This is a genomic window from Methylobacterium nodulans ORS 2060, from assembly GCF_000022085.1.
Lineage (GTDB): Bacteria > Pseudomonadota > Alphaproteobacteria > Rhizobiales > Beijerinckiaceae > Methylobacterium > Methylobacterium nodulans.
Genome location: NC_011894.1, coordinates 1 through 20,808, shown reverse-complemented (window position 1 = coordinate 20,808; position 20,808 = coordinate 1). Strand labels below are relative to the sequence as shown.

Here is a 20,808-nt window from a genome sequence, read left to right as displayed (position 1 = left end):
TGAGATGTGCGGAAGCCGCCCCGCTCCTAAGTTTCAATTGAGGGCCGGTGGGGCTGCCGCAGGCGGGAGCGCTCAATCCGCCACGGTGTCATCCGCCAGGGTCGGCAGCGCCGGTGGCAACTGATACGGACGGGGATCGCTGCGGGATTTGGGGTCAACCGCCGATCTCCACGGTCGCGCCCTTGACGACATGGCGGGCGAGGTCGCGGGCATCCCAGTTGGTCAGGCGGATGCAGCCATGCGATTCCGTCTTACCGATTTTCTCCGGGTCCGGCGTGCCGTGAATGCCGTAGGATTCCGCCGAGAGGTCGATCCAGACGAGGCCGACCGGATTGTTCGGACCGGGCCTGATCGTGAACTTGTGCTTCGCGTGCACCCCCGCGAAGCCGTATTTCGGATCGTAGGTGTAGTCCGGATCGAAGACGATTCCCTTCACCTTGAAGGTGCCCTGCGGGGCGGGTTTCTCCTCGCTGCCGATCGAGGCCGGGTAGACGGCGAGGAGCGCGCCGTCGCCCCCATAGGCCCGCACCTGAAGGGCCTCCTTGTCGACGACGATCCGCTGGACTTTCGGCTCCTCGGGCAGGCTCTTGGCGGCGGGCCGCTCCAGCTCCAGCGGGGCGACGGCCGCCACCGTGACCAGAGTCCCGGGCTTGTCGAACGCCTTGCCCGGGTTCAGGGCCTCGAACAGCGCGCGACTCATGTGGAAGCGCTCGGCCAGCATCTCGGCCGGGCCGGTATAGGCCAGGGCCTTGAGATCGGCCTGCTCCTCCATCTTCGCGGGGATCTCCTTCACGAAGGGGCCAGCCGTGTCCTTCTCGGTGATGGTGTAGTCGCCGAGCACCGGATCCTGGCTCGTCACCGCGAGGGCGTCCCAGAGCGCCCCGTCGAGGCGGCCCGACGCCTTCATGCCCCTGGCCTCAGCGAAGGCCTTGAGCGCGCCCTCGAGATTGTCGCCGGAGCGGCCATCGATGACGCCCGGGGAGAAGCGGGCCCGGTCGAGGAGCACCTGCACCTTGACGAGGAGCGGATCGGGCTGCTTGCCGGTTTCCCTGGTCTGGCGGTCGGGCTCGAACCGCGCCGTATTCACGGCCTCGCGGTCGAGGGCGGTCTCGGCCGCGCCCGCGCCTCCGATCAGCAGGAGACATGCCGCCACTCCGTAGATCGCCCGTCGCATCGCCTTGACCTTGTTGCCGCGCTCGCCTCAAGTCGCGGAGGGGCCCTCCCGTTCCACATCATTGGCAAAGCCGGTGCCCGGCCGGGCGCTCGCGCTCGTCGAGATGGAGGTGGTTGCCGTGCGCGGCATCCGATCCGGGCCCGAGCACGGTGCGGAAGAAGGCGCAGGCCTTCGCCTGCACCGCCGCCTGGAAGGCCGCCTCGGGCGTGCCGTCCGCTTCTGTCCCGATCGTCACTGGATCGCGGCCCTCGAAGGTGAAGCCCACGATGTCGACGGCGTTCGCGAAGGCGTGCTCGCTCAGCTTGGCCTCCGGGTCGCGGTTCTGGCCGCGGCACTCGTAGGAGGTGGCGATGCGGACGGAGCGGGGGGCATAGCCGAGCCCCCGCTCGGCGAGGACACGCACCTCCGTGCTCCACCGGGCGAGCGCCTCGGTGGCCTGGCAGGTGAGGGTGGCTGCGGGCGAGACCAGGACACCGTCCGGCAGTTCGGTGACCCGGAGCGGCTTCGGCGCGCCGCAGAGCCCGTCCGAGAGCGGCGGCAGGGGTTCGGCCTTGACCCCGAGGCGGTCGAGCCGACGCAGGCAGGCGGTGTCGTCCGGCACCACCGGCGTCACCGGACCGGCGGGCAGCTCGGCGGGTCGTTCGGGCGGCAAGGGGGCAGGCGTGGGGGCGGGCTCGAGGGGAGACGGGGCGGGCTCGGCCGCCGGCGGCGGCCGATCGGGGCGCGGCGGCGGGAGCGGCACCTCGGCCACCGCGGGCCGGGCCAGAAGCAGGGCGGCGAGGAGGACAGGATGACGAATCAGCATTCCTTCCGCCGATCGTGTCCAGCGTCTCTCAACGGCCCGCGACCGTGACCGTTCCACGACCTTGCGGCTTGCACCCCGGGCGCCGCCCTCTATCGTCGGGGCTTAAGGCTCACAGGCACAGGATCGACGCGCATGGCTGGCACGACGGCGACTCTCCCGGGCAATCCGTTCTCGGAGCCGGTCTGGACGACGCCCCACGGCCTGCCGCCCTTCGAGCGGATCGAACCCGCCCATTACGAGCCGGCCTTCACGGCGGCGCTCGCGGAGCACGAGGCCGAGATCGCGGCGATCGCCGACAGCCCGGAGCCGCCGAGCTTCGCCAACACGGTTGCGGCGCTGGAGCGGTCGGGTCAGGGGCTCAAGCGCGTCAGCGGCGTGTTCTTCAACATCACGGGCAGCCACACCAACCCGGAGCTCCAGGCCGTCGAGCGCATCATGGCGCCGCGCCTCGCCCGGCACCGCAGCGCGCTCTTCCTCAACGGAGCGCTGTGGGCACGGGTCAAGGCGCTCGACGAGGCGGGCCTGTCGGAGGAGGAGCGCCGCGTCCTCGACCGCTACCGCACGCTGTTCCGCCGCGCGGGCGCGGATCTCGACCCGGCCGCGAAGGAGCGCGTGGCCGCCATCACGGCGCGGCTCGCCGAACTCGGCACGCGTTTCTCGCAGAACCTGCTGGCCGACGAGAGCAGCTTCGTGCTGCCGCTGGAGACCGAGGAGGATCTCGGGGGCCTTCCCCCCTTCCTGCGCGCGGCCGCGGCGCGGGCCGCCGCCGAGCGGGGCCTGCCGGGCCACGTCATCACCCTGGCGCGCTCCCTGATCGAGCCCTTCCTGGTCTTCTCCACCCGGCGCGACCTGCGCGAGCGCGCCTATACGGCCTGGATCCGCCGGGGCGAGAACGGGGGCGAGACCGACAACCGCGCGATCATCGTGGAAACCATGCGGCTGCGGGCCGAGCGGGCGCGGCTCCTCGGCTACGAGACCTTCGCGGATTTCAAGCTCGCCGACACGATGGCGGGCACGCCCGAGGCCGCCATGAAGCTCCTGCGCGAGGTCTGGACGCCCGCCCGCGAGCGCGCGGCGGCCGAGCGCGACCGGCTGCAGGCCATGGTCCGGGAGGAGGGCGGGAATTTCGACCTCGCTCCTTGGGACTGGCGTCACTACGCCGAGAAGCTGCGCCGGGCCGAGCACGACCTCGACGAGGGCGAGATCAAGCCGTACCTGCCCCTCGACGGCGTGATCGCGGCGAGCTTCGACACGGCCTCGCGCCTGTTCGGCTTGAGCTTCGAGGAACTCCCGGCCTTCCCCCGCTACCATCCGGACGTGCGCGCCTGGGCGGTGAAGGACCGCGACGGCACGACGATCGGCCTCTTCCTCGGCGATTACTTCGCGCGGCCGAGCAAGCGCTCGGGCGCCTGGATGAGCGCCTTCCGGTCGCAGGAGCGGCTCATCGGCCCGGTGACGCCGATCATCGTCAACGTGATGAACTTCGCCAAGGGTGGAGAGGGCGAGCCCTCGCTCCTCTCCTTCGACGATGCCCGCACGCTGTTCCACGAATTCGGCCACGCCTTGCACGGACTTCTGTCGGACGTCACCTATCCGCTGCTCGCCGGCACGGCCGTGGCGGGCGATTTCGTCGAGCTGCCCTCGCAGCTCTACGAGCACTGGCTGGAGCAGCCCGAGGTGTTGCGGGCGCATGCGCGCCACTACCGCACGGGCGAGCCGATGCCGGAGGCGCTGCTCCAGCGGCTGCTCGCCGCCCGCACCTTCAACCAGGGCTTCGCCACCGTGGAATACACGGCCTCGGCCATTGTCGACCTCGACCTGCATCTCTCGCGCGCCGTGGAGGAGGGGCTCGACGTGAACGCCTTCGAGGCCGAGGCCCTGCGGCGGATCGGCATGCCGGCCGAGATCAGCATGCGGCACCGCTCGCCGCACTTCGCCCATATCTTCACGGGCGAGGGCTATGCTGCCGGTTACTATTCCTATCTCTGGTCGGAGGTGCTGGACGCGGATGCCTTCGACGCGTTCCGGGAGGCGGGCGACATCTTCGACCCCGAGACGGCGCGCCGCCTGCGGACCTATGTGTACGGGGCGGGGAACCTGCGCGACGCGCAGAGCGCCTACACGGCCTTCCGGGGCCGGCTGCCGAGCATCGAGCCTCTCCTGCGCAAGCGGGGCCTGCTCGCCGCCTAAGTATCCATGCCGGAACGGCTGCCGTTGCCGATGGCCGCTAACCATTCGGTAAACAAACATCCTTAACCAATAGCTTCCTGGGATCGTTGGGAAGCTTTTGCGTCATGAGCGACGGCAAGGATCAGGCCGGGGCGTCGGCGCCCGGCACGTCGGCAGCCTCCGCGGAGGCGAGCCTCAAGGATGCGGTGACGAGCGCCAGGGCTGCGCTCCCGAAGGCCGAAGCCTTCCGCAAGGTTCCGGCCTTCCGCCTGAAGCTGCGCCCGCCGATCGCGGCGGCGCTGCTCGGCGGCCTCTGCCTCGGCTCCTTCGGAGGCGGCGCCGCGGTCGCGCTCCTCACCAAGGGTGCCCGAGCGGAGCGGCCGGCGATCGGACAGGCCGAGTGGAAGAAGCTCGCGACGCGCCTCGACGCGCAGGCCGCCGAGTCCGCTCGCCTCGCCACCGACATCAAGCTCCTCAAGGACCGCACCGCCGAGGCGCATGATGCGGCCGAGAAGGCGCGGGCCGAGAGCGGCACGCGCTTCGGCCAGCTCGCCGAGCGCCTCGACCGGCTGAACAAGGTCGGCGGCGAAACGGCGACGAAGCTCGCCGGTCTCTCCGAGAAGCTCGACCATTTCGACCGCGAGCAATCCGCCCGCGTGACGGCGCTCGGCGAGAAGGTCGAGCGGCAGCGGAGCGCGGCCCCGGCCGCTCCTGCGCCCGCGGCGCCCGCCGCGAAGGTTGCCGCGGCCGAGCCCGCGCTGACCGGCAGCCTGCCCGACAAGCCGGCCGCGAAGCCTGCGCCCACCCTGGTGGACGGCTGGACGCTGCGCGACGTCTATGACGGCGTGGCGATGATCGAGAACCGCAACCGGCGCCTCGTCGAGGTGGGGCCGGGCGACACCGTCCCCGGCATCGGCCGCGTCGAGGCGATCGAGCGCCGGGGCAAGACCTGGGTCGTCGTGACGAACCGGGGCCTGATCACATCGCAGCTGTGGTGAGGCTCACGCCGCCTCGTCCGACTTGGCGTCGGCGGGCTTGGCCGCAGCGACAAGCCCTTCGCGCTCGCGGCGCCGGCCCCGGGCCTTCGCCTGGGCCCGCAGGGCCTTGGTCGGATGAAGAATCTCGGCGAGGCGGGCGAGAGCCTCGGCGTCGTCGAGATGGCGGGCGTCGAAATCGGGCATGATGGTCCCCCGGGCGCGAGGCCCGTGGCTGGTGGGGTACGCACACGCATACAAGATACACAACAACCGATGACAAGCTGAACAGTTCCGCACCTGACGAGGCCGCGCAACAAAAGTTTTCGCGCCTCGCTGCAAGTCAGTGGACCTGCGCTCCGCTCGGTTTCCCAAGTTCTAAGGCGGCCCTCCAAGTCTCGTTGTGCGGCAACGCACGTGCGGGTCGCGTTGCGGTGCAAGACAAAGTGGTCACGAAGGCGCGAGGAAACGCGCGCCGGTTGTCGCTGTGACACAGCTACCGGCACCGATCAATCAGAGGTTGTCCCGACCATCCGGCGGCCTCTGCTGCGGTGCCGCAAGGCCGGCTCAGGCTTCGATCACGCGTCTCTGCCGCCGCGCCTGCGAGGTGGCCTGAGCTCTCGCGCAAGGCGGTCCGCAACGGCGCGGCGCGACCGCCATCTCAAAGCTGCCGCAACGGACTTGAACCGTCTCGCAGCAGGGTCACTCGTGTCCGTCCCGAATCGCGTGCCGATGCGTCACGTTCCCGGGACGGTCATGGATCGATGGAAGCGGCAGCGAGCGCCGCCCCCGGTCAGTTCCGGTGGATGCGTGCGGACTGGGCCATGCGGATCAGCTCGCGCGCCGTGAGCCCGCGATGCTCCTGCTCCCGCTCGATCGGCCTTGCGGTCACGGAAACCGGACGCGCCGCCTCGTTCCGCGACGCGTCCTGGGGATCCTGGAACGCACGGCTCCGCCAGGCTCTTGCCAAAGCTCTCATGCTCACCCCCGGTGCAAATCAGTGTGCATCAAGGCTAACAAAGCTTTGCAGCTCACGACATTCTTGAAGGTCGGGAGGGGTGCCCTAGGGCGCTCCCCGCCGACGTGGATGCCGGTTCGGCGCAAGGGAGCGCGACAAATCAAAGACTGAAGAGCCGTGACCGTTTCAATCGAAACGGCCACGGCTCCAGCGCGGCGGGCTCAGCGCGTATCCTCTTGAAGAAGCTCGGTATTGATCGCGAAGGCGGCCATCGCGCCCTCGGCCGCGGCCACGATGGCGAACTGCACGCGGCGCGAGGCGTCCCCCGCCACGTAGAGGCCCGGCACGTTCGACTGCTCGTAGTCGCGGGTCGGCACCGTGCCCTTCGGCGTCAGGTCGCAGCCGATCCGCTCGACGAGCGGGGAGGGGGCGCAGGCGGCGGGCGCGAAGAACAGGGCACGGCAGGGCAGGGCATCGCCATCCGCGAAGCGGAGGCGGACCGGGCGTCCGTCCTCGCCTTCGAGGCGCGCCACCGGCCGCTCGTCGATGCGGATGCGCTGACGCGCGAGCCGGTCGCGATCGGACGCCGACAGCTCCTCCGCCGGACCGTCCGTGCAGAGGACGAGGTCCCGGGTCCAGCTGGTGAGTTCGAGGGCGAGGCCCTTGCCGCTCCCGCCGCGCCCGTAGACGACGACGGGCGCGTCCCGGTTCTCGTAACCGTCGCAATAGGGGCAATGGTGGACGCCATGGCCCCAGAACTCCGCGAAGCCCTCGACCGGCGGCAGCTCGGTGGCGAGTCCAGTGGCGAGGATGAGGCGGCGGGCCCGTTCCGTGCGGCCATCCGCCAGGACGACCGTGAAGCCGTCCTCCTCGCGGCGCGCATCCGTCGCCTCGCCGTCGCGGCATTCGACACTCGGATAGCGCGCCAGCTCCGCCCGGGCGGTCGCGCGCAGCTCGCCCGGCGGGCAGCCGTCATGGCCGAGATAGCCGTTCATCCGCGCCGTCACGGCGTTGCGCGGATGCCCGGCATCGATGAGCAGCACCGTGCGGCGGCACCGGGCCAGAACCAGGGCCGCACTCAGGCCCGCGGGCCCGCCGCCCACGATGATCACGTCGCGCATGAGAGTTCCGCCGCTGCACCCCTGTCCGACAAGACGCGAGGCGCAGGGAGGGTTCACGCGGCGCGCACGAAAAAGGGCGCTCGCGCGCCCTTGTCCCGATGCCGCAGATGCAATCCGGTCAGGCGGCGGCGGTCTTCACCGCGATGCCCCTCTCGGCGAGCAGCTGCTGCAGCTCGCCCGACTGGAACATCTCGCGGGTGATGTCGCAGCCGCCGACGAACTCGCCCTTCACGTAGACCTGCGGAATGGTCGGCCAGTTCGAATAGGCCTTGATGCCCTCGCGGATCTCCATGTCCTCCAGCACGTTGATGCCCTTGTAGTCGACGCCGAGGTAATTGAGGATCTGAGCGACCTGACCCGAGAAGCCGCACATCGGGAATTGCGGCGTGCCCTTCATGAACACGACCACGTCCTGTGACTTGATCTCGTTCTCGATGCGGGTGTTGATGTCGGTCATGATGGTTGTCCCTTTAGGTCGGGCGGCGTCGGCCGCCGGTTGGTGCGAGAAGCGGGCCTAAGCGTGACAGCGCCGCGTCCATGTCGAAATCCGGTGCAACCAGCTCCTCGGGCGTGAAGGGCATCTGCTCCGGCAGTCCCTCGATCAGGCTGTCGCCGTGAATGTGAAGGGACGCATCGGCATTCCGCTTCGCCGACCGCCACAGATCGTCCCAATCGATGCGCTGGCGCGTGGAACGCGTGTAGAGGCCGCGGGCCGCCGTCTGAAAGGTGATCACCTCCGCCCGCCACGACCGCGTCGACTGCGCCGTCGGAGCCGAGACGTACTTGAGGACATGGACCAGAACGAGCAAGAGAGCACTCGCAGTCGCCCGAATGCGCGACGCCCCCACCTCCTCGATCTCCTCGGCGACGGCGTCCCAATCGAGCGCGTTCGACAAGTCCGGACGAGCGGCCAAACTCCGCAGGGCCGATGCCTGCTGCTCGGCCCACGTCACAATGTCCTCCTCGTAGAGCGGGGGCTGGTCCATTGCGGGCTCCGCGGAGCCTAATCCTGGGGGACGCCCGTCGTCAGCGCAAGCGCGTGGAGCACGCCCCCCATGCGACCCTGCAATGCGCCGTAGACCATCTGGTGCTGCTGCACCCGCGACTTGCCCTTGAAGGACGAGGACAGGACGGTGGCGGCGTAGTGGTCGCCATCGCCGGCGAGGTCGCGGATCTCGATCTTGGCATCCGGGAGAGCCTCCCGGATCATCGCCTCGATCTCGCGGGCGTCCATGGGCATGGTTCAGGAATCTCCGTGGATAAGGTTCAGGCGGCGGGGCCGGCCATATAGTTCGGCAGCCACGCCTCGTGGACGCCGCGCAGCTCCTCCACCGATATGGTCTCGTCGCCCGGCAGGGTCAACGAATCCGCCCCCGTGACGCCGATCACCGCCGCGTCGATGCCCTGCGCGGAGGCGCTGTAGAGGAGGTCGGGAAGGGTCTCGGGATCGACCGCAAGGAGATAGCGGCCCTGGTCCTCGCCGAACAGGTAGGCGTGGCAGGGGACCGGCAGGGGGCACTCGGGCAGGGCGGCGCCGATGCCGCCGGCCATCGCCATCTCGGCGAGCGCCACGGCGAGGCCGCCATCCGAGAGGTCATGCACCGTGTCGACGAGACCCGAGGCGATGAGCCCGCGCACGAACTCGCCGTTGCGGCGCTCGGCTGCGAGATCGACCGGGGGCGGGGCGCCCTCCTCGCGGCCGCAGATCTCGGCGAGGTAGAGGGACTGGCCGAGCCAGCCCTCGGTGCGGCCGATCAGCACCAGCGCGTCGCCCTCGCGCTTGAACGCGATGGTGGCGGTCTTCCTCACGTCGTCGACGACGCCGACGCCGCCGATGGTCGGGGTCGGCAGGATGCCGACGCCGTTGGTCTCGTTGTAGAGGGAGACGTTGCCCGAGACGACCGGGAAGTCGAGGGCGCGGCAGGCCTCACCGATGCCGTGGATGCAGCCGACGAACTGACCCATCACCTCCGGCCTCTCCGGGTTGCCGAAGTTGAGGTTGTCGGTCACGGCGAGCGGCCGGCCGCCGACCGCGCTGATGTTGCGGTAGGCCTCTGCCACGGCCTGCCGGCCGCCCTCGACCGGATCGGCCTCGCAGTAGCGGGGGGTCACGTCGGTGGTGAGCGCAAGCCCCTTCGGCCCGTCCTCGACCCGCACCACGGCGGCGTCGCCCCCGGGCTTCTGCACGGTGTTGCCGAGGATGAAGTGGTCGTACTGCTCCCAGACCCAGCGCTTCGAGGCGAGGTCGGGCGAGCCGACGAGCCTGCGCAGCGCGTCCACGTTCGTCACCGGCGCCGGCACCTCCTCAGGCCCGAGCACCGGGTGGTACAGGTTCGAGCGGTGCGGCCGGTCGTAGACCGGGGCCTCGTCGCCGAGTTCCTTGATGGGCAGGTCCGCGACGGTCTCGCCGCCATGCTTGATGACGAAGCGCAGCGTGTCGGTGGTGTGGCCGATGATCGCGAAATCGAGGCCCCACTTCACGAAGATGGCCTTCGCCTGCTCCTCCATGCCCGGCTTGAGCACCATGAGCATGCGCTCCTGGCTCTCGGAGAGCATCATCTCGTAGGCGGTCATGCCGGGCTCGCGGGTCGGGACCGCGTCGAGGTTCAGCTCCACCCCGAGATTGCCCTTGGCGCCCATCTCCACTGCCGAGCAGGTGAGGCCCGCCGCGCCCATGTCCTGGATCGCGATGACGGCGCCCGAGGCCATCAGCTCCAGGCAGGCTTCGAGGAGGAGTTTTTCCGCGAAGGGATCGCCCACCTGCACGGTCGGGCGCTTCTCCTCGGAGGATTCGTCGAAGGCGGCCGAGGCCATGGTGGCGCCGTGGATGCCGTCGCGCCCGGTTTTGGAGCCCAGATAGACGATCGGGTTCCCGACGCCGGTCGCCGCCGCATAGAAGATCGCATCGGCCCGCGCGAGCCCGACCGCCATGGCGTTGACCAGGATGTTGCCGTCGTAGCGCCGGTGGAAGCCGACCGAGCCGCCGACGGTCGGCACGCCGAAGGAATTGCCGTAGCCGCCGATGCCCGCGACGACGCCCGCCACGAGGTGGCGGGTGCGGGGATGGTCGGGGGAGCCGAAGCGGAGCGCGTTCAGCGCCGCGATCGGCCGCGCGCCCATGGTGAACACGTCGCGCAGGATGCCGCCCACCCCCGTCGCCGCGCCCTGGTAGGGCTCGATGAAGCTCGGGTGGTTGTGGCTCTCCATCTTGAACACGCAGGCGAGGCCGTCGCCGATGTCGATGACGCCCGCATTCTCGCCCGGGCCCTGGATCACCCAGGGCGCGCTGGTCGGCAGCGTCCGCAGGTGGATGCGCGAGGACTTGTAGGAGCAGTGCTCGTTCCACATCGCCGAGACGATGCCGAGCTCCGTGATGGTCGGCTCCCGCCCGATCAGTCCCTTGAAGCGGGCGTATTCCTCCTCGGTGAGGCCGTGCTGGCGCACCAGTTCGGGCGTGATGGCGATGTCGTTGCGGATCATGCGGCACCCTCTCCGGCGTCCTGCGGCCTCGCGATGCGCTTAATGCCTCGCGGGACCGGATGGCAACTCGCCGGTGCGATCCTATCCCCGCTGCGGCACCGGCTCCGCCCTTGCGGCGGCCCGGCGCCGGCTCCGGCGCCGCCCGAGATAGAGGAGCAGGCCCGTGACCCCGAAGAGCGGCATCGCCAGCGCGGCCAGGAAGAACAGGAGCGTGCCGGGCCAGCCGAAGAAGCGCCCCTCGTGCAGCGCCAGCATGCTGCCGGCGAGCTTCTCCCCGAGCGGTCGGGCGGCGTAGAGATCGCTCGACACGACGGTGCCGTCCGGCCGGATGCGCCACTCGTCGCGGGCCTGGCGGTGGGGGGCGTCCGGGGCCACGGAGCGGATGCGGATCGGCTCGGGGCCGCGCGGCGGCGCCAGGGTCGCGACCGCATAGCGCCCATCCGTGGCGGTCTCGAAGGCCGCGAAGGCCCGGTCGAGGGAGCCGCCGGAGCCGGGGCCGTCCCGGCGGGCCTCCGCGGCCTCGCCGCGCGGCAGACGCCCGGTGAGGAGCAGGGCGGCGCCGTCCCGATACCAGCCGAAGGACCACCACAGGCCGGTGAGGGCGATGACGAGGTAGATCGCGAGCACCCAGGTCCCCACGACCGCGTGGAGGGACCAGTAGAGGGGCCGGCCGCGGCGGCTCAGCGCCGGCCTCAGCCAGACCCGCCAGTCGCCGACCCGCTTGGGCCAGCGCAGATAGAGCCCCGAGAGCGCGAGATAGACCAGCGCCAGCAGGCTCGCGCCGGTGAGGGTGCGGCCGAAGCCGTTGCCATCCCCGGGGATGAGGAGCCAGCGGTGCAGGCGCAGGATGGTGCCGAAGGCCGCCTCGCCCCGGCCCGGCCCGAGGATGCGGCCGTCATACGGATCGACATAGACCGTCTCGCCGCGTCCCCGCCCGCCCTCGGGCGCGAAGCGGATGCGGGCGGCCCGCTCCGGCTCGCCCGAGAGCGTGAGCAGCGCGACCCGCTGGCCCGGCGCCTCCGCCTGGAGCCGGGCGAGGAGCGCGTCCGGCGTGAGTCGGGGGGCGGATCGCGGCGCCACCGTGACGATGCCGGGGCTGAGCGCCTCGACGATTTCGTCCTCGAAGGTCAGGAGCGCACCGGTGACGCCGCACAGCATCAGGACGAGGCCGGCACTGAGGCCGAGGAACCAGTGGATCTGGAACAGGAGCGGATGCAGGCGGGCCATGTCAGAAGCTCACCCGCGCCGAGGCCAGGACCTGGAACGGCTCGCCGACCTCCACCCCGAGATTGTTCGTGCCGATCGAGGACGTGTAGTAGGTCGTGTCGAGCAGGTTGCGGATGTTGAGCTGGAGCGTCGTCGGCAGGGCGGCGACCACGGTGTCGTAGGCGACGAAAGCGTCCACCACCGCGTAGTCCGGCAGCTTGAAGCTGTTCACCGCGTCGCCCGGCCGGTAGCCGACGTAGCGCGCTCCCGCGCCCGCCCGCAGGCGCCCGTCGCCGACGATGCCGAAATCGTGGGTGACCCAGAGGGAGGCGGTCTGCGGCGCCACGTTGGTGAGGCGCTTGCCGGTGAGCAGCGGATCGGCGAGGACCACCGCGTCCGTATAGGCGTAGGTGGCGATCACGCTCCAGTCCGGCGCGATCTGGCCGGCGATGTCCACTTCGAAGCCGCGCGAGCCAACCCGGCCGGCCGTGCGGCTGACGCTGATGCCGTTGACGGTCTCGGTGTAGAGCACATTGCTCTTGACGATGTCGTAGAAGGCTGCCGTAGCGGTGATGCCCTCGGTCTGGACCTTGATGCCGACCTCCACCGCCTCGCCGGACTCAGGGGGAAGAGCGCCGATATAGCTCGCGATCGAGGAATTCGGCCGGAAGGTCTCGCTATAAGAGGCGTAGACGGAGGTCTCGGGGTTGAGGAGATAGACGGCCCCGACCCGCGGCACCACGCGCCCGCCCGAGACGTCGGTGTTGAGGTTGAAGGGGCGGCCCTTGCCGGCCTGCTGGGTGAAATCCTGGTAGCGCAGGCCGCCGACGAGGCTGAGCCGCTCGGTCACCGCCACGGTGTCCTGCGCGTAGACGGCCGCGGTCTCGATGCGCTCGAGCTGGTCGCTGTCGGCGGCCGAGACCGCGCGGCTCGCCGGCAGGGTGCCGTAGACGGGCGCGAAGATGCTGAAGCCGGCATTCGTCGGGCCCCGGATCATATCGGTGCGCAGCACCCGGCTCGCATCGTAGGAGGCGCCGAACAGGAGCTCGTGCGAGAAGCCGAGCGGATCCTCGACGCGGCCCGTCAGGTCGAGGCGGGCGGCATGCACCCCGAAATTCGAGTCCTGGGTGGCGTCGGCCCTTCGGGTCACGCGCCCGGTCGCCGCGTTGAAGGCCGTCACCCGGGCCTGGTTGTCCTCGTAGAAATTGTGGCTGTAGGCGTAGTTGAGGTCGAGCTTCCAGGTCTCGCCGAGGTCCTGGTTCACCTCGAACCCCGCCACGTGGCTCTCGCCGGCCGTGATGTTGTAGCGCTCGTCGAAGCGCCGGCCGCGCGGCACCGGCACCGCCCTGTGGGTGCCCGGATAGAAGATCGTGCCGCGGTCGAACGGCGCGCGGTAGTGCGAGAACTCATAGAACAGCCGCACCGTGGCGGTGTCGCCCCGCCAGGTGAGCGAGGGGGCGAGCACCTGCTGGTTCTGCGTGCCGAAATTGCGCCAGTACTCGGCATTGCGGTGCTCGGCCACGAACCGGTAGGCGAGTTCCGTGCCCTCGATCGGCCCCGTGAAGTCGAGCGAGGCGCCGCCGCCATTGAAGCTGGTGCCGAAGGCCTCGACGGTCCCGGCCGGCACGAAGCGCGGCTTCTTGGTGACGATGTTGACGAGCCCGCCCGGGTCGAGGATGCCGTAGAGGGCCGAGGCTGGCCCTTTCAGCACCTCCACCCGCTCGGTGGTGGGCATGAAGCTGCGGGGCAGCGCGGTGCGCAACCCGTCCCGCAGGATCGAGCCGTCGCGGTTGTCGCCGAAGCCCCGGCGCAGCACCGCATCCTGCGTGCCGCCGAGCGTGTTGGCCTGGGTGATGCCCGGGACGTTGTAGAGCGCCTCGTCGAGGGTGCGGACCTGCTGGTCGCGGATCACCTGCTCGGTGACGACGCTGACCGCCTGCGGGATCTTGAGGATCGGCGTCTCGGTGCCGTTCACGATGCTGCTGCGCACCGGCTGGTAGCCCCGCGCCACCACGGCGCCCTCCGGGGCGGAGCCCGCGACGGAGATCTCGTCGAGGGCGATGACCGGATCGCTCGCGCCCTGCGCGACGGCTCCGCCGATCCACGCCGCCTGCGCCGCGCAGACCACCAGCGCCACCCGACCCTTCACCATATCCCGAAACTCCGGATCCCCGCGCTCCCGTGACGCCGAGATGCGTTCGTCCGGGATGAGAACGGCGCGATGTCAATCAAACCAGCGGGACGGTGTCAACGCCGCAAGCCATTGAAAATAAACGATTATAATTGAAATAGTTCTAGTTTGCCACGGCCCGGGACGCCCGCTGCCGGCTGCTCGGCGGAGCCGACCGGCAGACCGATGCCGGTCAGCCGGCCCGCTTGGCCGCATCGGCGAGGAAATCCGCGATGGTGCCGACGAAGGCCTCGCCATAGGCCTCGCGCTTCCTCTCGCCGACGCCGTGCACGGAGCGCAGGGCCCAGAGGTCGACGGGCTTGGCGCGGGCCATCTCGATGAGCGTGCGGTCCGGGAAGATCATGTAGGCGGCAACCCCCTCCTGACGCGCGAGCGTGGCGCGCAGGCCCCGCAGGTGCTGGAACAGCGCCTCGTCGTCCGGCGACAGGCCGAGCGTGTCGTCGTGGTCGGCGGCGCTGCGGCTGCGGCGCTCCTTGGGCGGGCGCGGCTCCGGATCGGGACGCAGTTGCACCGTCTCGCGGCCGAACAGGATCGCCTCGCCCTTGTCGGTCATGGCGAGGCCGCCATAGCCGTCCTGGTTCTCGGCGACCGCCCCCGCCGCGAAGAGCTGGCGCATAATGGAGCGCCATGCCGCCACCGGCTTGTCGGCCCCGACGCCGAAGGTCCTGAGCCGCGTATGGCCGTTGCGGCGGATCTGGTCGGTCTCCTTGCCATGGACGAGGTCGCAGATATAGGCCGCGCCGAAGCGCTGGCCGGTGCGCACGATCGCGGACAGGACCTTCTGGGCCGCAACCGTGCCGTCGACCAGGGAGACGCCGCCCCGGCAGAGGTCGCAGCGGCCGCAGGGGCCGCTCGCCTCGCCGAAATAGGCAAGCAGCGACTGGCGGCGGCAGGTCGCCCCCTCGCAGAGCGCGATCATCGCCTCGAGCTTGCGGCGCTCGACCCGACGGCGCTCGTCCGGGATGTCCTTCTCGTCGATCTGCCGGCGGCGCAGCGCCATGTCGTCGAGGCCGTAGAGGGTCAGCGTGTCGGCCGGCAGCCCGTCGCGCCCGGCGCGGCCGATCTCCTGGTAATAGCCCTCGACATTGGAGGGCATGTCGGCGTGGCAGACGAAGCGCACGTCGGGCTTGTTGATGCCCATTCCGAAGGCGACGGTCGCCACCATGACGATCCCGTCTTCCTGCAGGAAGGCATCCTGGTTGCGCATGCGGGTGCCCTGGTCGAGGCCCGCATGGTAGGGCAGGGCCCTGACGCCCTCCTCCTGCAGCAGCTGCGCGAGCTGCTCGGTGCGCTTGCGCGACGAGCAGTAGACGATGCCGCTCTCCGCCCGGCGCGGGCGCAGGAAGCGGCTGATCTGGCGCGTCGGGTGCTCCTTGGGCGCGAAGGTCAGCCGGATGTTCGGCCGGTCGAAGGAATGGACGAAGACCTCGGGCTTGCGGCCGGCGGGGAAGAGCCGCTCGCTGATATCGGCCCGGGTGGCGGTGTCGGCGGTCGCCGTGAGCGCCACCGTCTGGACGCCGCCCAGCGCCTCGCGGGCCCGGGCGAGATCGCGGTATTCGGGCCGGAAGTCGTGGCCCCATTGCGAGACGCAATGCGCCTCGTCGACGGCGAGGCGCCGCACGCCCGCGCTCTGGAGCGCCTCGATCAGCCCCTCCATCAGCAGGCGCTCGGGCGAGACGAAGAGCAGGCGCAGGTCGCCCGCCCGGATCTGGCGCCAGGCCGCCCTGGCCGTGGCCTCGTCGATCGTGGAGTTGAGGGTCGCGGCGGCGACGCCGAACCCCTGCATCTGCTGCACCTGGTCGTGCATCAGGGCGATCAGCGGCGAGACCACGACGGTGAGCGAGCGCTCGACCAGGGCCGGGAGCTGATAGGTCATCGACTTGCCCGAGCCCGTCGGCATCACGGCGAGGACGTCGCGCCCGGCGAGCACGGCGCCGATGACCTCGGCCTGGCCGGGCCGGAAATCCTCATAGCCGAAGGTGGTGCGAAGCGCGGCGCGGGCCTCGTCGAGGCGTGAGGTCATCGGATCCCTGTTTCAGTGGCCGGAGCGGCATGGACGCCCCGGCGTTGAACGTGCCGGCGCGCGTTGCGACCGGCTTGGCAGGCATTACTTTTCGCCCGTCTACACGGCAGGTCCGCAATGCCTCTGAACATCCGCAGCGAGGAGGTGAATCGCCTCGCCGAGATGCTGGCTTCCGTCGCGCGCGTCAGCAAGACGAAAAGCCGTGCGTATGGCGCTGGAGAATGAAATTCAACGCCGCGAACAGTCGCTCTTTAGCGTTCCGCGCACGCATCAAGCCGATCCAGGACGCCTTGGCAGCCGCTCCAGAAACGGGCCTCAAGGCCGACAACGCCTTCTTCGACCATCTGAGCGGTGAGCCCTGATGTTCATTGAGTCCGCGCGGGGAACCCCTCTCCCGTGCGGGAGAGGGGCAGGCGATCGAAGATCGCGCGTGAGGGCCCAGGTGGTTCAGCAAGAAGCCTGAACCGGCCCGCTGCCAGCACCACGGCTTCAGAATCATTGCGGAACGGTCCGGGACCCTCGCGTGGGATCTTCGATCCCCATACCCCTCTCCCGCACGGGAGAGGGGATCCCGCGGTTCCCGCGCCCTCTTGTCTCCGAACAGATCAACCGGAAGCCGCATCACACCGACATCGCCTCCAGCCTCACCTGACGCCGGTCAGCCGGGAGCGAGGTGGCCATCCGCGACCGCGATCAGGTCGCCGCGGTTGCCGAGTTCGGCGAAGAGGGCCGGATCCGCCCCCGTCATCCAGACCTGTCCGGGCAGGGCTTCGAGCGCATCGAACAGGCCGGCGCGGCGGCGCGGGTCGAGATGGGCCGCGACCTCGTCGAGGAGGACGAGGGGCGGCAGGCCACTCATGCCGGCGACAAGCCGCGCATGGGCGAGCACGAGGCCGATCAGCAGCGCCTTCTGCTCGCCGGTGGAGGCGGTGCCGGCCGGCACATCCTTGGGGCCGTGGCGCACGAGCAGGTCGGAGGCTTGCGGGCCGGCGAGGGTGCGGCCGGCGGCGCGATCGCGAAAACGGTTCTGGCGCAGCATCGCGCGGAAGCGGTCCTCCGCATCGACCGCCGGCCAGACCGCCACGAGGTCGTCGATCTCGCCTTCGAGCCGCACCCCCGCCCAGGGGAAGGGCGAGGCCTCGTCCCGGCTGGCGAGGATGAGGCGGTCGAGGCGTTCCACCGTCTCGCGGCGGGCGAGCGCCACCGCGATGGCGAGTTCCGCCACCTCGCGCTCCACCGCGTCGAGCCAGGGAGTGTCGTCGGGCCGCTCCTCCAGGAGGCGGTTGCGGGAGCGCAGCGCCCGTTCGAGCGCGCTCACCCGGGCGCCGTGGCCGGCATCGACCGCGAGGACCAGCCGGTCGAGGAAGCGGCGCCGCTCCCCTGCCGGGCCACGGAACAGCGCATCGAGGTCCGGCGTGAGCCAGACCACCCGCAGATGCTCGGCGAAGGCCGTGGGGGAGGGCGCGCTCGCCCCATCGATGCGGCAGAGCCGGCCTGCGCGCTCCTCGCGGGTCTGCGGCGGCTCCCAGGCGGTGCCGACCCGGTGCTCGCCATGCGGCCCGGCAAGGTTCAGCGAGACCGCGAAGCCCCCCGGCCCGCCCTCGCGGGCCATGGCGGCGAAGTCCGCCCGGCGCAGGCCGCGTCCGGGCGCGAACAGCGAGAGCGCTTCAAGGATGTTGGTCTTGCCGGCGCCGTTCTCGCCCACCAGGGCGACGAAGGGCCGGCTCACGCCGAGATCGAGGCTCGCGTGATTGCGGAAATCCCGGGCGATGAGGCGCGTGACGCGAAAGGGGTCGGGGGCGGCCATGGGCGTTGAGCCACCCAATCAAGGGTCGTCGAGGAGCGTTGCAAGATCCCGCGCCCCATGAACGACGCGATCAATCGCCACGTCGTCAGTGAGGACGCTCACAAAGGGCTACGCCCTCACACCCGCATCGGCATCAGGACGTAGAGCGCGGGGGCTCCGTCCTTGTCCTGGATCAGGGTCGGCGAGCCCGGATCGGCGAGCTTGAACAGGGCGGTGTCCCCGTCGAGCTGCGCGGTGATGTCGAGGAGATAGCGGGCGTTGAAACCGATATCGAGGGGCGCCGCCTCGTAATCGGCATCGAGCTCCTCGGTGGCGCTGCCGGAATCCGGGTTGTTCACCGAGAGCGAGAGGCGTCCGCCGGCCACCGCAAGCTTCACGGCCCGGCCCCGCTCGGAGGAGATGGTCGAGACGCGGTCGACCGCCTTGGCGAACTGGTCGCGCTCCACGGTCAGGAGCTTGTCGTTCCCGGTCGGGATGACGCGCTGGTAGTCCGGGAAGGTGCCGTCGATGAGCTTCGAGATCAGCATGACGCCGGTCGAGAACGTGAAGCGCACCTTGGCGGAGGAGATCTCGACGCCGACGCTGTCGCCGCCATCCTCCACGAGCTTCTGGATCTCGGCCACGGCCTTGCGCGGCACGATGATGCCCGGCATGCCGTGGCTGCCCTCGGGCGCCGGCATCTCGACGCGGGCGAGGCGGTGCCCGTCGGTGGCGACCGCGCGCAGCTTCACGCCGCCCTCCGCCTCGATCGTGTGAAAGAAGATGCCGTTGAGGTAGTAGCGCGTCTCCTCCGTGGAGATCGCGAACTGGGTCTTGTCGATGAGCTTTTTCAGCTCCGCGGCCTGGAGCTGGAAGCGATGGGGCAGCTCGCCCGCGGCGAGGTCCGGGAAATCGGTCTCCGGCAGGGCGCCGAGCGTGAAGCGCGAGCGGCCGGAGCGGATCAGCATCTGGCCGGTATCACCGGTCGTCTCCAGGGAGACCTGCGCGCCCTCCGGCAGCTTGCGGACGATGTCGTAGATGACATGGGCCGGGACCGTGGTGGCGCCCCCGTCGGCCACGTCGGCCGGGATGGTCTCGGTCACCTCGATGTCGAGGTCGGTCGCCTTGAGCTGCAGGCCGTCGGCGCTCGAGCGCAGCAGCACGTTCGACAGGATCGGGATCGTGTTGCGCCGCTCCACGACGCGGTGCACGTGGCCGAGCGACCGAAGGAGGGCCGCGCGCTCGACTGTGACTCTCATGGGGGTGGTCCGCCGTCTCAAACATTCCGGCCGGAAGGCCGGCACCACATCGCTTCCCGTGCCCGCACGGGGACGAAACTTTGGCGAAGCCGGACCCCGAAGGCAAGTCGGGACCCGGCGCGCGCCCGTGGGGCGCGCGCCCACGGGTGGAACCGGGGCGGATCAGTCCTGGAGCATGCGCTTGAGGAGCTCGACCTCGTCGCAGAGGGCGGAATCCTCGCCGATCGCCTTCTCGATCTTGCGCACCGCATGCAGCACCGTGGTGTGGTCGCGCCCGCCGAAGCGGCGGCCGATCTCCGGCAGCGAGCGCAGCGTCAGCACCTTCGAGAGATACATGGCGATCTGGCGCGGCTTCACCACGGCGGCGGTGCGCCGCTCCGAGAGAATGTCGGAGCGCGAGACGTTGTAGCGGCTCGCCACCAGCTTCTGGATGTCCTCGATCTTGACCCGCTTGGGCTCGCGGTTCTTCACGAGGTCGCGGATCGCCGTCTCGGCGGTCTCGAGGGTCACGGGGGCGCCCGTCAGGGTCGCGTGGGCGAGGAGGCGGTTCACCGCCCCTTCGAGGTCGCGGCCATTCGCCGTGATCGCCTTGGCGACGTATTCGGCGACGGCAGGGCTGACCTCGAAGGCCGGGTGCGTGGCGCGCACCGCCTCCAGGCGCGACTGCAGGATGGTGGCGCGCAGGGCCTCGTCGAGGGTGCCGATCTCGACCACGAGGCCGCCCGCAAGGCGCGAGCGCACGCGCTCGTCGAGGCTCTCCAGCTCGGTCGGCGGCCGGTCGGCGGCGGCGACGACCTGCCGGCCGGCATCGATCAGGGCGTTCAGCGTATGGCCGAACTCGGCCTGGATCGAGCGGCCCTGGATGAACTGAACGTCGTCGAGGATCAGCACGTCGATGGCGCGCAGACGCTCCTTGAAGGCAAGCGCGTTCTGCGTCTTCAGGGCGTTGACGAAGCCGTACATGAAGCGGTCGGCCGTGAGGTAGATCACCCGCCGCCCAACCTCCTTGGCCGCATGCCCGATCGCGTGCAGGAGATGCGTCTTCCCCAGACCCACCCCCGCATGGAAGTAGAGCGGGTTGTAGACCGGCCCGCCGCCGTCATGGGCCGCGACCCGCTCGGCCGCCGCATGCGCGAGCGCGTTCGAGCGGCCGACCACGAAGCTCTGGAAGGTGAGGCGCGGATCCAGGGGTGCGCCGCTGAGATCGGCGGCCTCGGAGCGGCCGGCCCGGTCCGCCTCCGCCGTCTCGGCGGCGGCCGGGGCGGAGGCGGCCAGCCGCACGGGCGTGGCCGCCTTCGGAGCGGCGGGCGCCATGCCGACCGGAGCCGCGCGGGCGGGCGCCATCGGCCCGCGCACGCCGACCTCGATCCCCTCGACGCCGTCGGCCTCGCTGCGGAAGGTGGCGAGCACCCGGTCGAGGTAGTGGGACTCGATCCAGCTCTTGAGGAAACGGGTCGGCACGGTGAGACGGGCGGTCCCCCCGGAGACCTCCTGCAGTTCGAGCCGCGCGAACCAGCTCGCGAACACGTCCTCGCCGAGCTCGGCCCGCAGGCGCCGCTTCACCCGCTGCCACGCGGCCGCGACGTCGCCGCCACCGCCGCTGCCGCTACTGCCGCCGCCGCCCGGATCGAACCCTTCCGCCAAGCTGCCATCCACACGCAT

The 20,808-nt window shown here is 70.4% G+C and carries 17 protein-coding genes; 3 read left to right on the top strand and 14 right to left on the bottom strand.

Going from position 1 to position 20,808, the window contains the following annotated elements:
- Positions 1-154: 154 nt before the first annotated feature.
- Positions 155-1,174 (bottom strand): L,D-transpeptidase family protein, encoded by a 1,020-nt coding sequence (locus MNOD_RS00090; protein WP_012634308.1) that lies wholly within the window; start codon positions 1,172-1,174, stop codon positions 155-157.
- A gap of 58 nt (positions 1,175-1,232) precedes the next feature.
- Complete coding sequence (locus MNOD_RS00085; protein WP_012634307.1) at positions 1,233-1,979, bottom strand: extensin-like domain-containing protein; 747 nt, start codon at positions 1,977-1,979, stop codon at positions 1,233-1,235.
- Positions 1,980-2,111: 132 nt separating this feature from the next.
- Here MNOD_RS00085 and MNOD_RS00080 point away from each other — a divergent pair, with 132 nt between their 5' ends.
- Both MNOD_RS00080 and MNOD_RS00075 read left to right on the top strand, forming a co-directional pair.
- Entirely contained in the window at positions 2,112-4,169 is a 2,058-nt protein-coding gene (locus MNOD_RS00080; RefSeq protein ID WP_012634306.1) for a M3 family metallopeptidase, read from the top strand.
- Between the two features lie 104 nt (positions 4,170-4,273).
- Positions 4,274-5,146, top strand: a complete 873-nt coding sequence (locus tag MNOD_RS00075) for a hypothetical protein (RefSeq protein WP_012634305.1) — start codon at positions 4,274-4,276, stop codon at positions 5,144-5,146.
- A 3-nt stretch (positions 5,147-5,149) separates the two neighbouring features.
- Here the strand turns inward: MNOD_RS00075 and MNOD_RS00070 are convergent, their stop codons facing one another.
- The 9 genes from MNOD_RS00070 to recQ form a co-directional block, all read right to left on the bottom strand.
- Positions 5,150-5,329, bottom strand: a complete 180-nt coding sequence (locus MNOD_RS00070; protein WP_012634304.1) for a hypothetical protein — start codon at positions 5,327-5,329, stop codon at positions 5,150-5,152.
- A 972-nt stretch (positions 5,330-6,301) separates the two neighbouring features.
- Positions 6,302-7,201, bottom strand: a complete 900-nt coding sequence (locus tag MNOD_RS00060) for an NAD(P)/FAD-dependent oxidoreductase (protein WP_012634302.1) — start codon at positions 7,199-7,201, stop codon at positions 6,302-6,304.
- A 118-nt stretch (positions 7,202-7,319) separates the two neighbouring features.
- Positions 7,320-7,658 carry a Grx4 family monothiol glutaredoxin gene (gene grxD, locus MNOD_RS00055; RefSeq protein ID WP_012634301.1) on the bottom strand — a complete coding sequence of 113 codons (339 nt, stop codon included), beginning with the start codon at positions 7,656-7,658 and terminating at the stop codon, positions 7,320-7,322.
- Positions 7,659-7,671: 13 nt separating this feature from the next.
- A complete protein-coding gene (locus MNOD_RS41180; protein WP_012634300.1) occupies positions 7,672-8,187 on the bottom strand; it encodes a DUF29 family protein in 516 nt (171 codons plus the stop codon).
- 17 nt (positions 8,188-8,204) lie between these two features.
- A complete protein-coding gene (locus MNOD_RS00045) occupies positions 8,205-8,441 on the bottom strand; it encodes a BolA family protein (protein WP_012634299.1) in 237 nt (78 codons plus the stop codon).
- A 26-nt stretch (positions 8,442-8,467) separates the two neighbouring features.
- On the bottom strand, positions 8,468-10,681 hold the full coding sequence (gene purL / locus MNOD_RS00040; RefSeq protein ID WP_012634298.1) for a phosphoribosylformylglycinamidine synthase subunit PurL: 2,214 nt from the start codon (positions 10,679-10,681) through the stop codon (positions 8,468-8,470).
- A gap of 81 nt (positions 10,682-10,762) precedes the next feature.
- Complete coding sequence (locus MNOD_RS00035) at positions 10,763-11,908, bottom strand: PepSY-associated TM helix domain-containing protein (protein WP_012634297.1); 1,146 nt, start codon at positions 11,906-11,908, stop codon at positions 10,763-10,765.
- Between the two features lies 1 nt (position 11,909).
- Positions 11,910-14,039 carry a TonB-dependent siderophore receptor gene (locus MNOD_RS00030; protein WP_012634296.1) on the bottom strand — a complete coding sequence of 710 codons (2,130 nt, stop codon included), beginning with the start codon at positions 14,037-14,039 and terminating at the stop codon, positions 11,910-11,912.
- Between the two features lie 211 nt (positions 14,040-14,250).
- Positions 14,251-16,101: a DNA helicase RecQ gene (gene recQ / locus MNOD_RS00025; protein ID WP_012634295.1), complete on the bottom strand. Its 1,851-nt coding sequence runs from the start codon at positions 16,099-16,101 to the stop codon at positions 14,251-14,253.
- 29 nt (positions 16,102-16,130) lie between these two features.
- On the opposite strand from recQ, the gene MNOD_RS00020 reads away from it, so the two are divergent.
- Positions 16,131-16,463 carry a hypothetical protein gene (locus MNOD_RS00020; protein WP_244424631.1) on the top strand — a complete coding sequence of 111 codons (333 nt, stop codon included), beginning with the start codon at positions 16,131-16,133 and terminating at the stop codon, positions 16,461-16,463.
- Between the two features lie 296 nt (positions 16,464-16,759).
- Here MNOD_RS00020 and recF read toward each other — a convergent pair whose 3' ends face one another.
- The 3 genes from recF to dnaA all read right to left on the bottom strand — a co-directional run bounded on the left by recF (position 16,760) and on the right by dnaA (position 20,808).
- A complete protein-coding gene (recF, locus tag MNOD_RS00015; RefSeq protein WP_012634294.1) occupies positions 16,760-17,908 on the bottom strand; it encodes a DNA replication/repair protein RecF in 1,149 nt (382 codons plus the stop codon).
- 116 nt (positions 17,909-18,024) lie between these two features.
- Entirely contained in the window at positions 18,025-19,146 is a 1,122-nt protein-coding gene (gene dnaN, locus MNOD_RS00010) for a DNA polymerase III subunit beta (RefSeq protein ID WP_012634293.1), read from the bottom strand.
- A gap of 162 nt (positions 19,147-19,308) precedes the next feature.
- Complete coding sequence (dnaA, locus tag MNOD_RS00005; protein ID WP_012634292.1) at positions 19,309-20,808, bottom strand: chromosomal replication initiator protein DnaA; 1,500 nt, start codon at positions 20,806-20,808, stop codon at positions 19,309-19,311.

Excerpts from the sequence above, each read along its gene's own strand:
- purL (WP_012634298.1), bottom strand. The coding sequence starts at position 10,681 with ATGATCCGCAACGACATCGCCATCACGCCCGAACTGGTGCGCCAGCAC.
- MNOD_RS00060 (WP_012634302.1), bottom strand. The coding sequence starts at position 7,201 with ATGCGCGACGTGATCATCGTGGGCGGCGGGCCCGCGGGCCTGAGTGCG.
- MNOD_RS00075 (WP_012634305.1), top strand. The coding sequence starts at position 4,274 with ATGAGCGACGGCAAGGATCAGGCCGGGGCGTCGGCGCCCGGCACGTCG.
- MNOD_RS00045 (WP_012634299.1), bottom strand. The coding sequence starts at position 8,441 with ATGCCCATGGACGCCCGCGAGATCGAGGCGATGATCCGGGAGGCTCTC.
- MNOD_RS41180 (WP_012634300.1), bottom strand. The coding sequence starts at position 8,187 with ATGGACCAGCCCCCGCTCTACGAGGAGGACATTGTGACGTGGGCCGAG.
- MNOD_RS00070 (WP_012634304.1), bottom strand. The coding sequence starts at position 5,329 with ATGCCCGATTTCGACGCCCGCCATCTCGACGACGCCGAGGCTCTCGCC.
- MNOD_RS00090 (WP_012634308.1), bottom strand. The coding sequence starts at position 1,174 with ATGCGACGGGCGATCTACGGAGTGGCGGCATGTCTCCTGCTGATCGGA.
- MNOD_RS00085 (WP_012634307.1), bottom strand. The coding sequence starts at position 1,979 with ATGCTGATTCGTCATCCTGTCCTCCTCGCCGCCCTGCTTCTGGCCCGG.
- MNOD_RS00080 (WP_012634306.1), top strand. The coding sequence starts at position 2,112 with ATGGCTGGCACGACGGCGACTCTCCCGGGCAATCCGTTCTCGGAGCCG.
- MNOD_RS00020 (WP_244424631.1), top strand. The coding sequence starts at position 16,131 with ATGGACGCCCCGGCGTTGAACGTGCCGGCGCGCGTTGCGACCGGCTTG.
- dnaN (WP_012634293.1), bottom strand. The coding sequence starts at position 19,146 with ATGAGAGTCACAGTCGAGCGCGCGGCCCTCCTTCGGTCGCTCGGCCAC.
- MNOD_RS00035 (WP_012634297.1), bottom strand. The coding sequence starts at position 11,908 with ATGGCCCGCCTGCATCCGCTCCTGTTCCAGATCCACTGGTTCCTCGGC.
- recF (WP_012634294.1), bottom strand. The coding sequence starts at position 17,908 with ATGGCCGCCCCCGACCCCTTTCGCGTCACGCGCCTCATCGCCCGGGAT.
- grxD (WP_012634301.1), bottom strand. The coding sequence starts at position 7,658 with ATGACCGACATCAACACCCGCATCGAGAACGAGATCAAGTCACAGGAC.
- dnaA (WP_012634292.1), bottom strand. The coding sequence starts at position 20,808 with ATGCGTGTGGATGGCAGCTTGGCGGAAGGGTTCGATCCGGGCGGCGGC.
- recQ (WP_012634295.1), bottom strand. The coding sequence starts at position 16,101 with ATGACCTCACGCCTCGACGAGGCCCGCGCCGCGCTTCGCACCACCTTC.
- MNOD_RS00030 (WP_012634296.1), bottom strand. The coding sequence starts at position 14,039 with ATGGTGAAGGGTCGGGTGGCGCTGGTGGTCTGCGCGGCGCAGGCGGCG.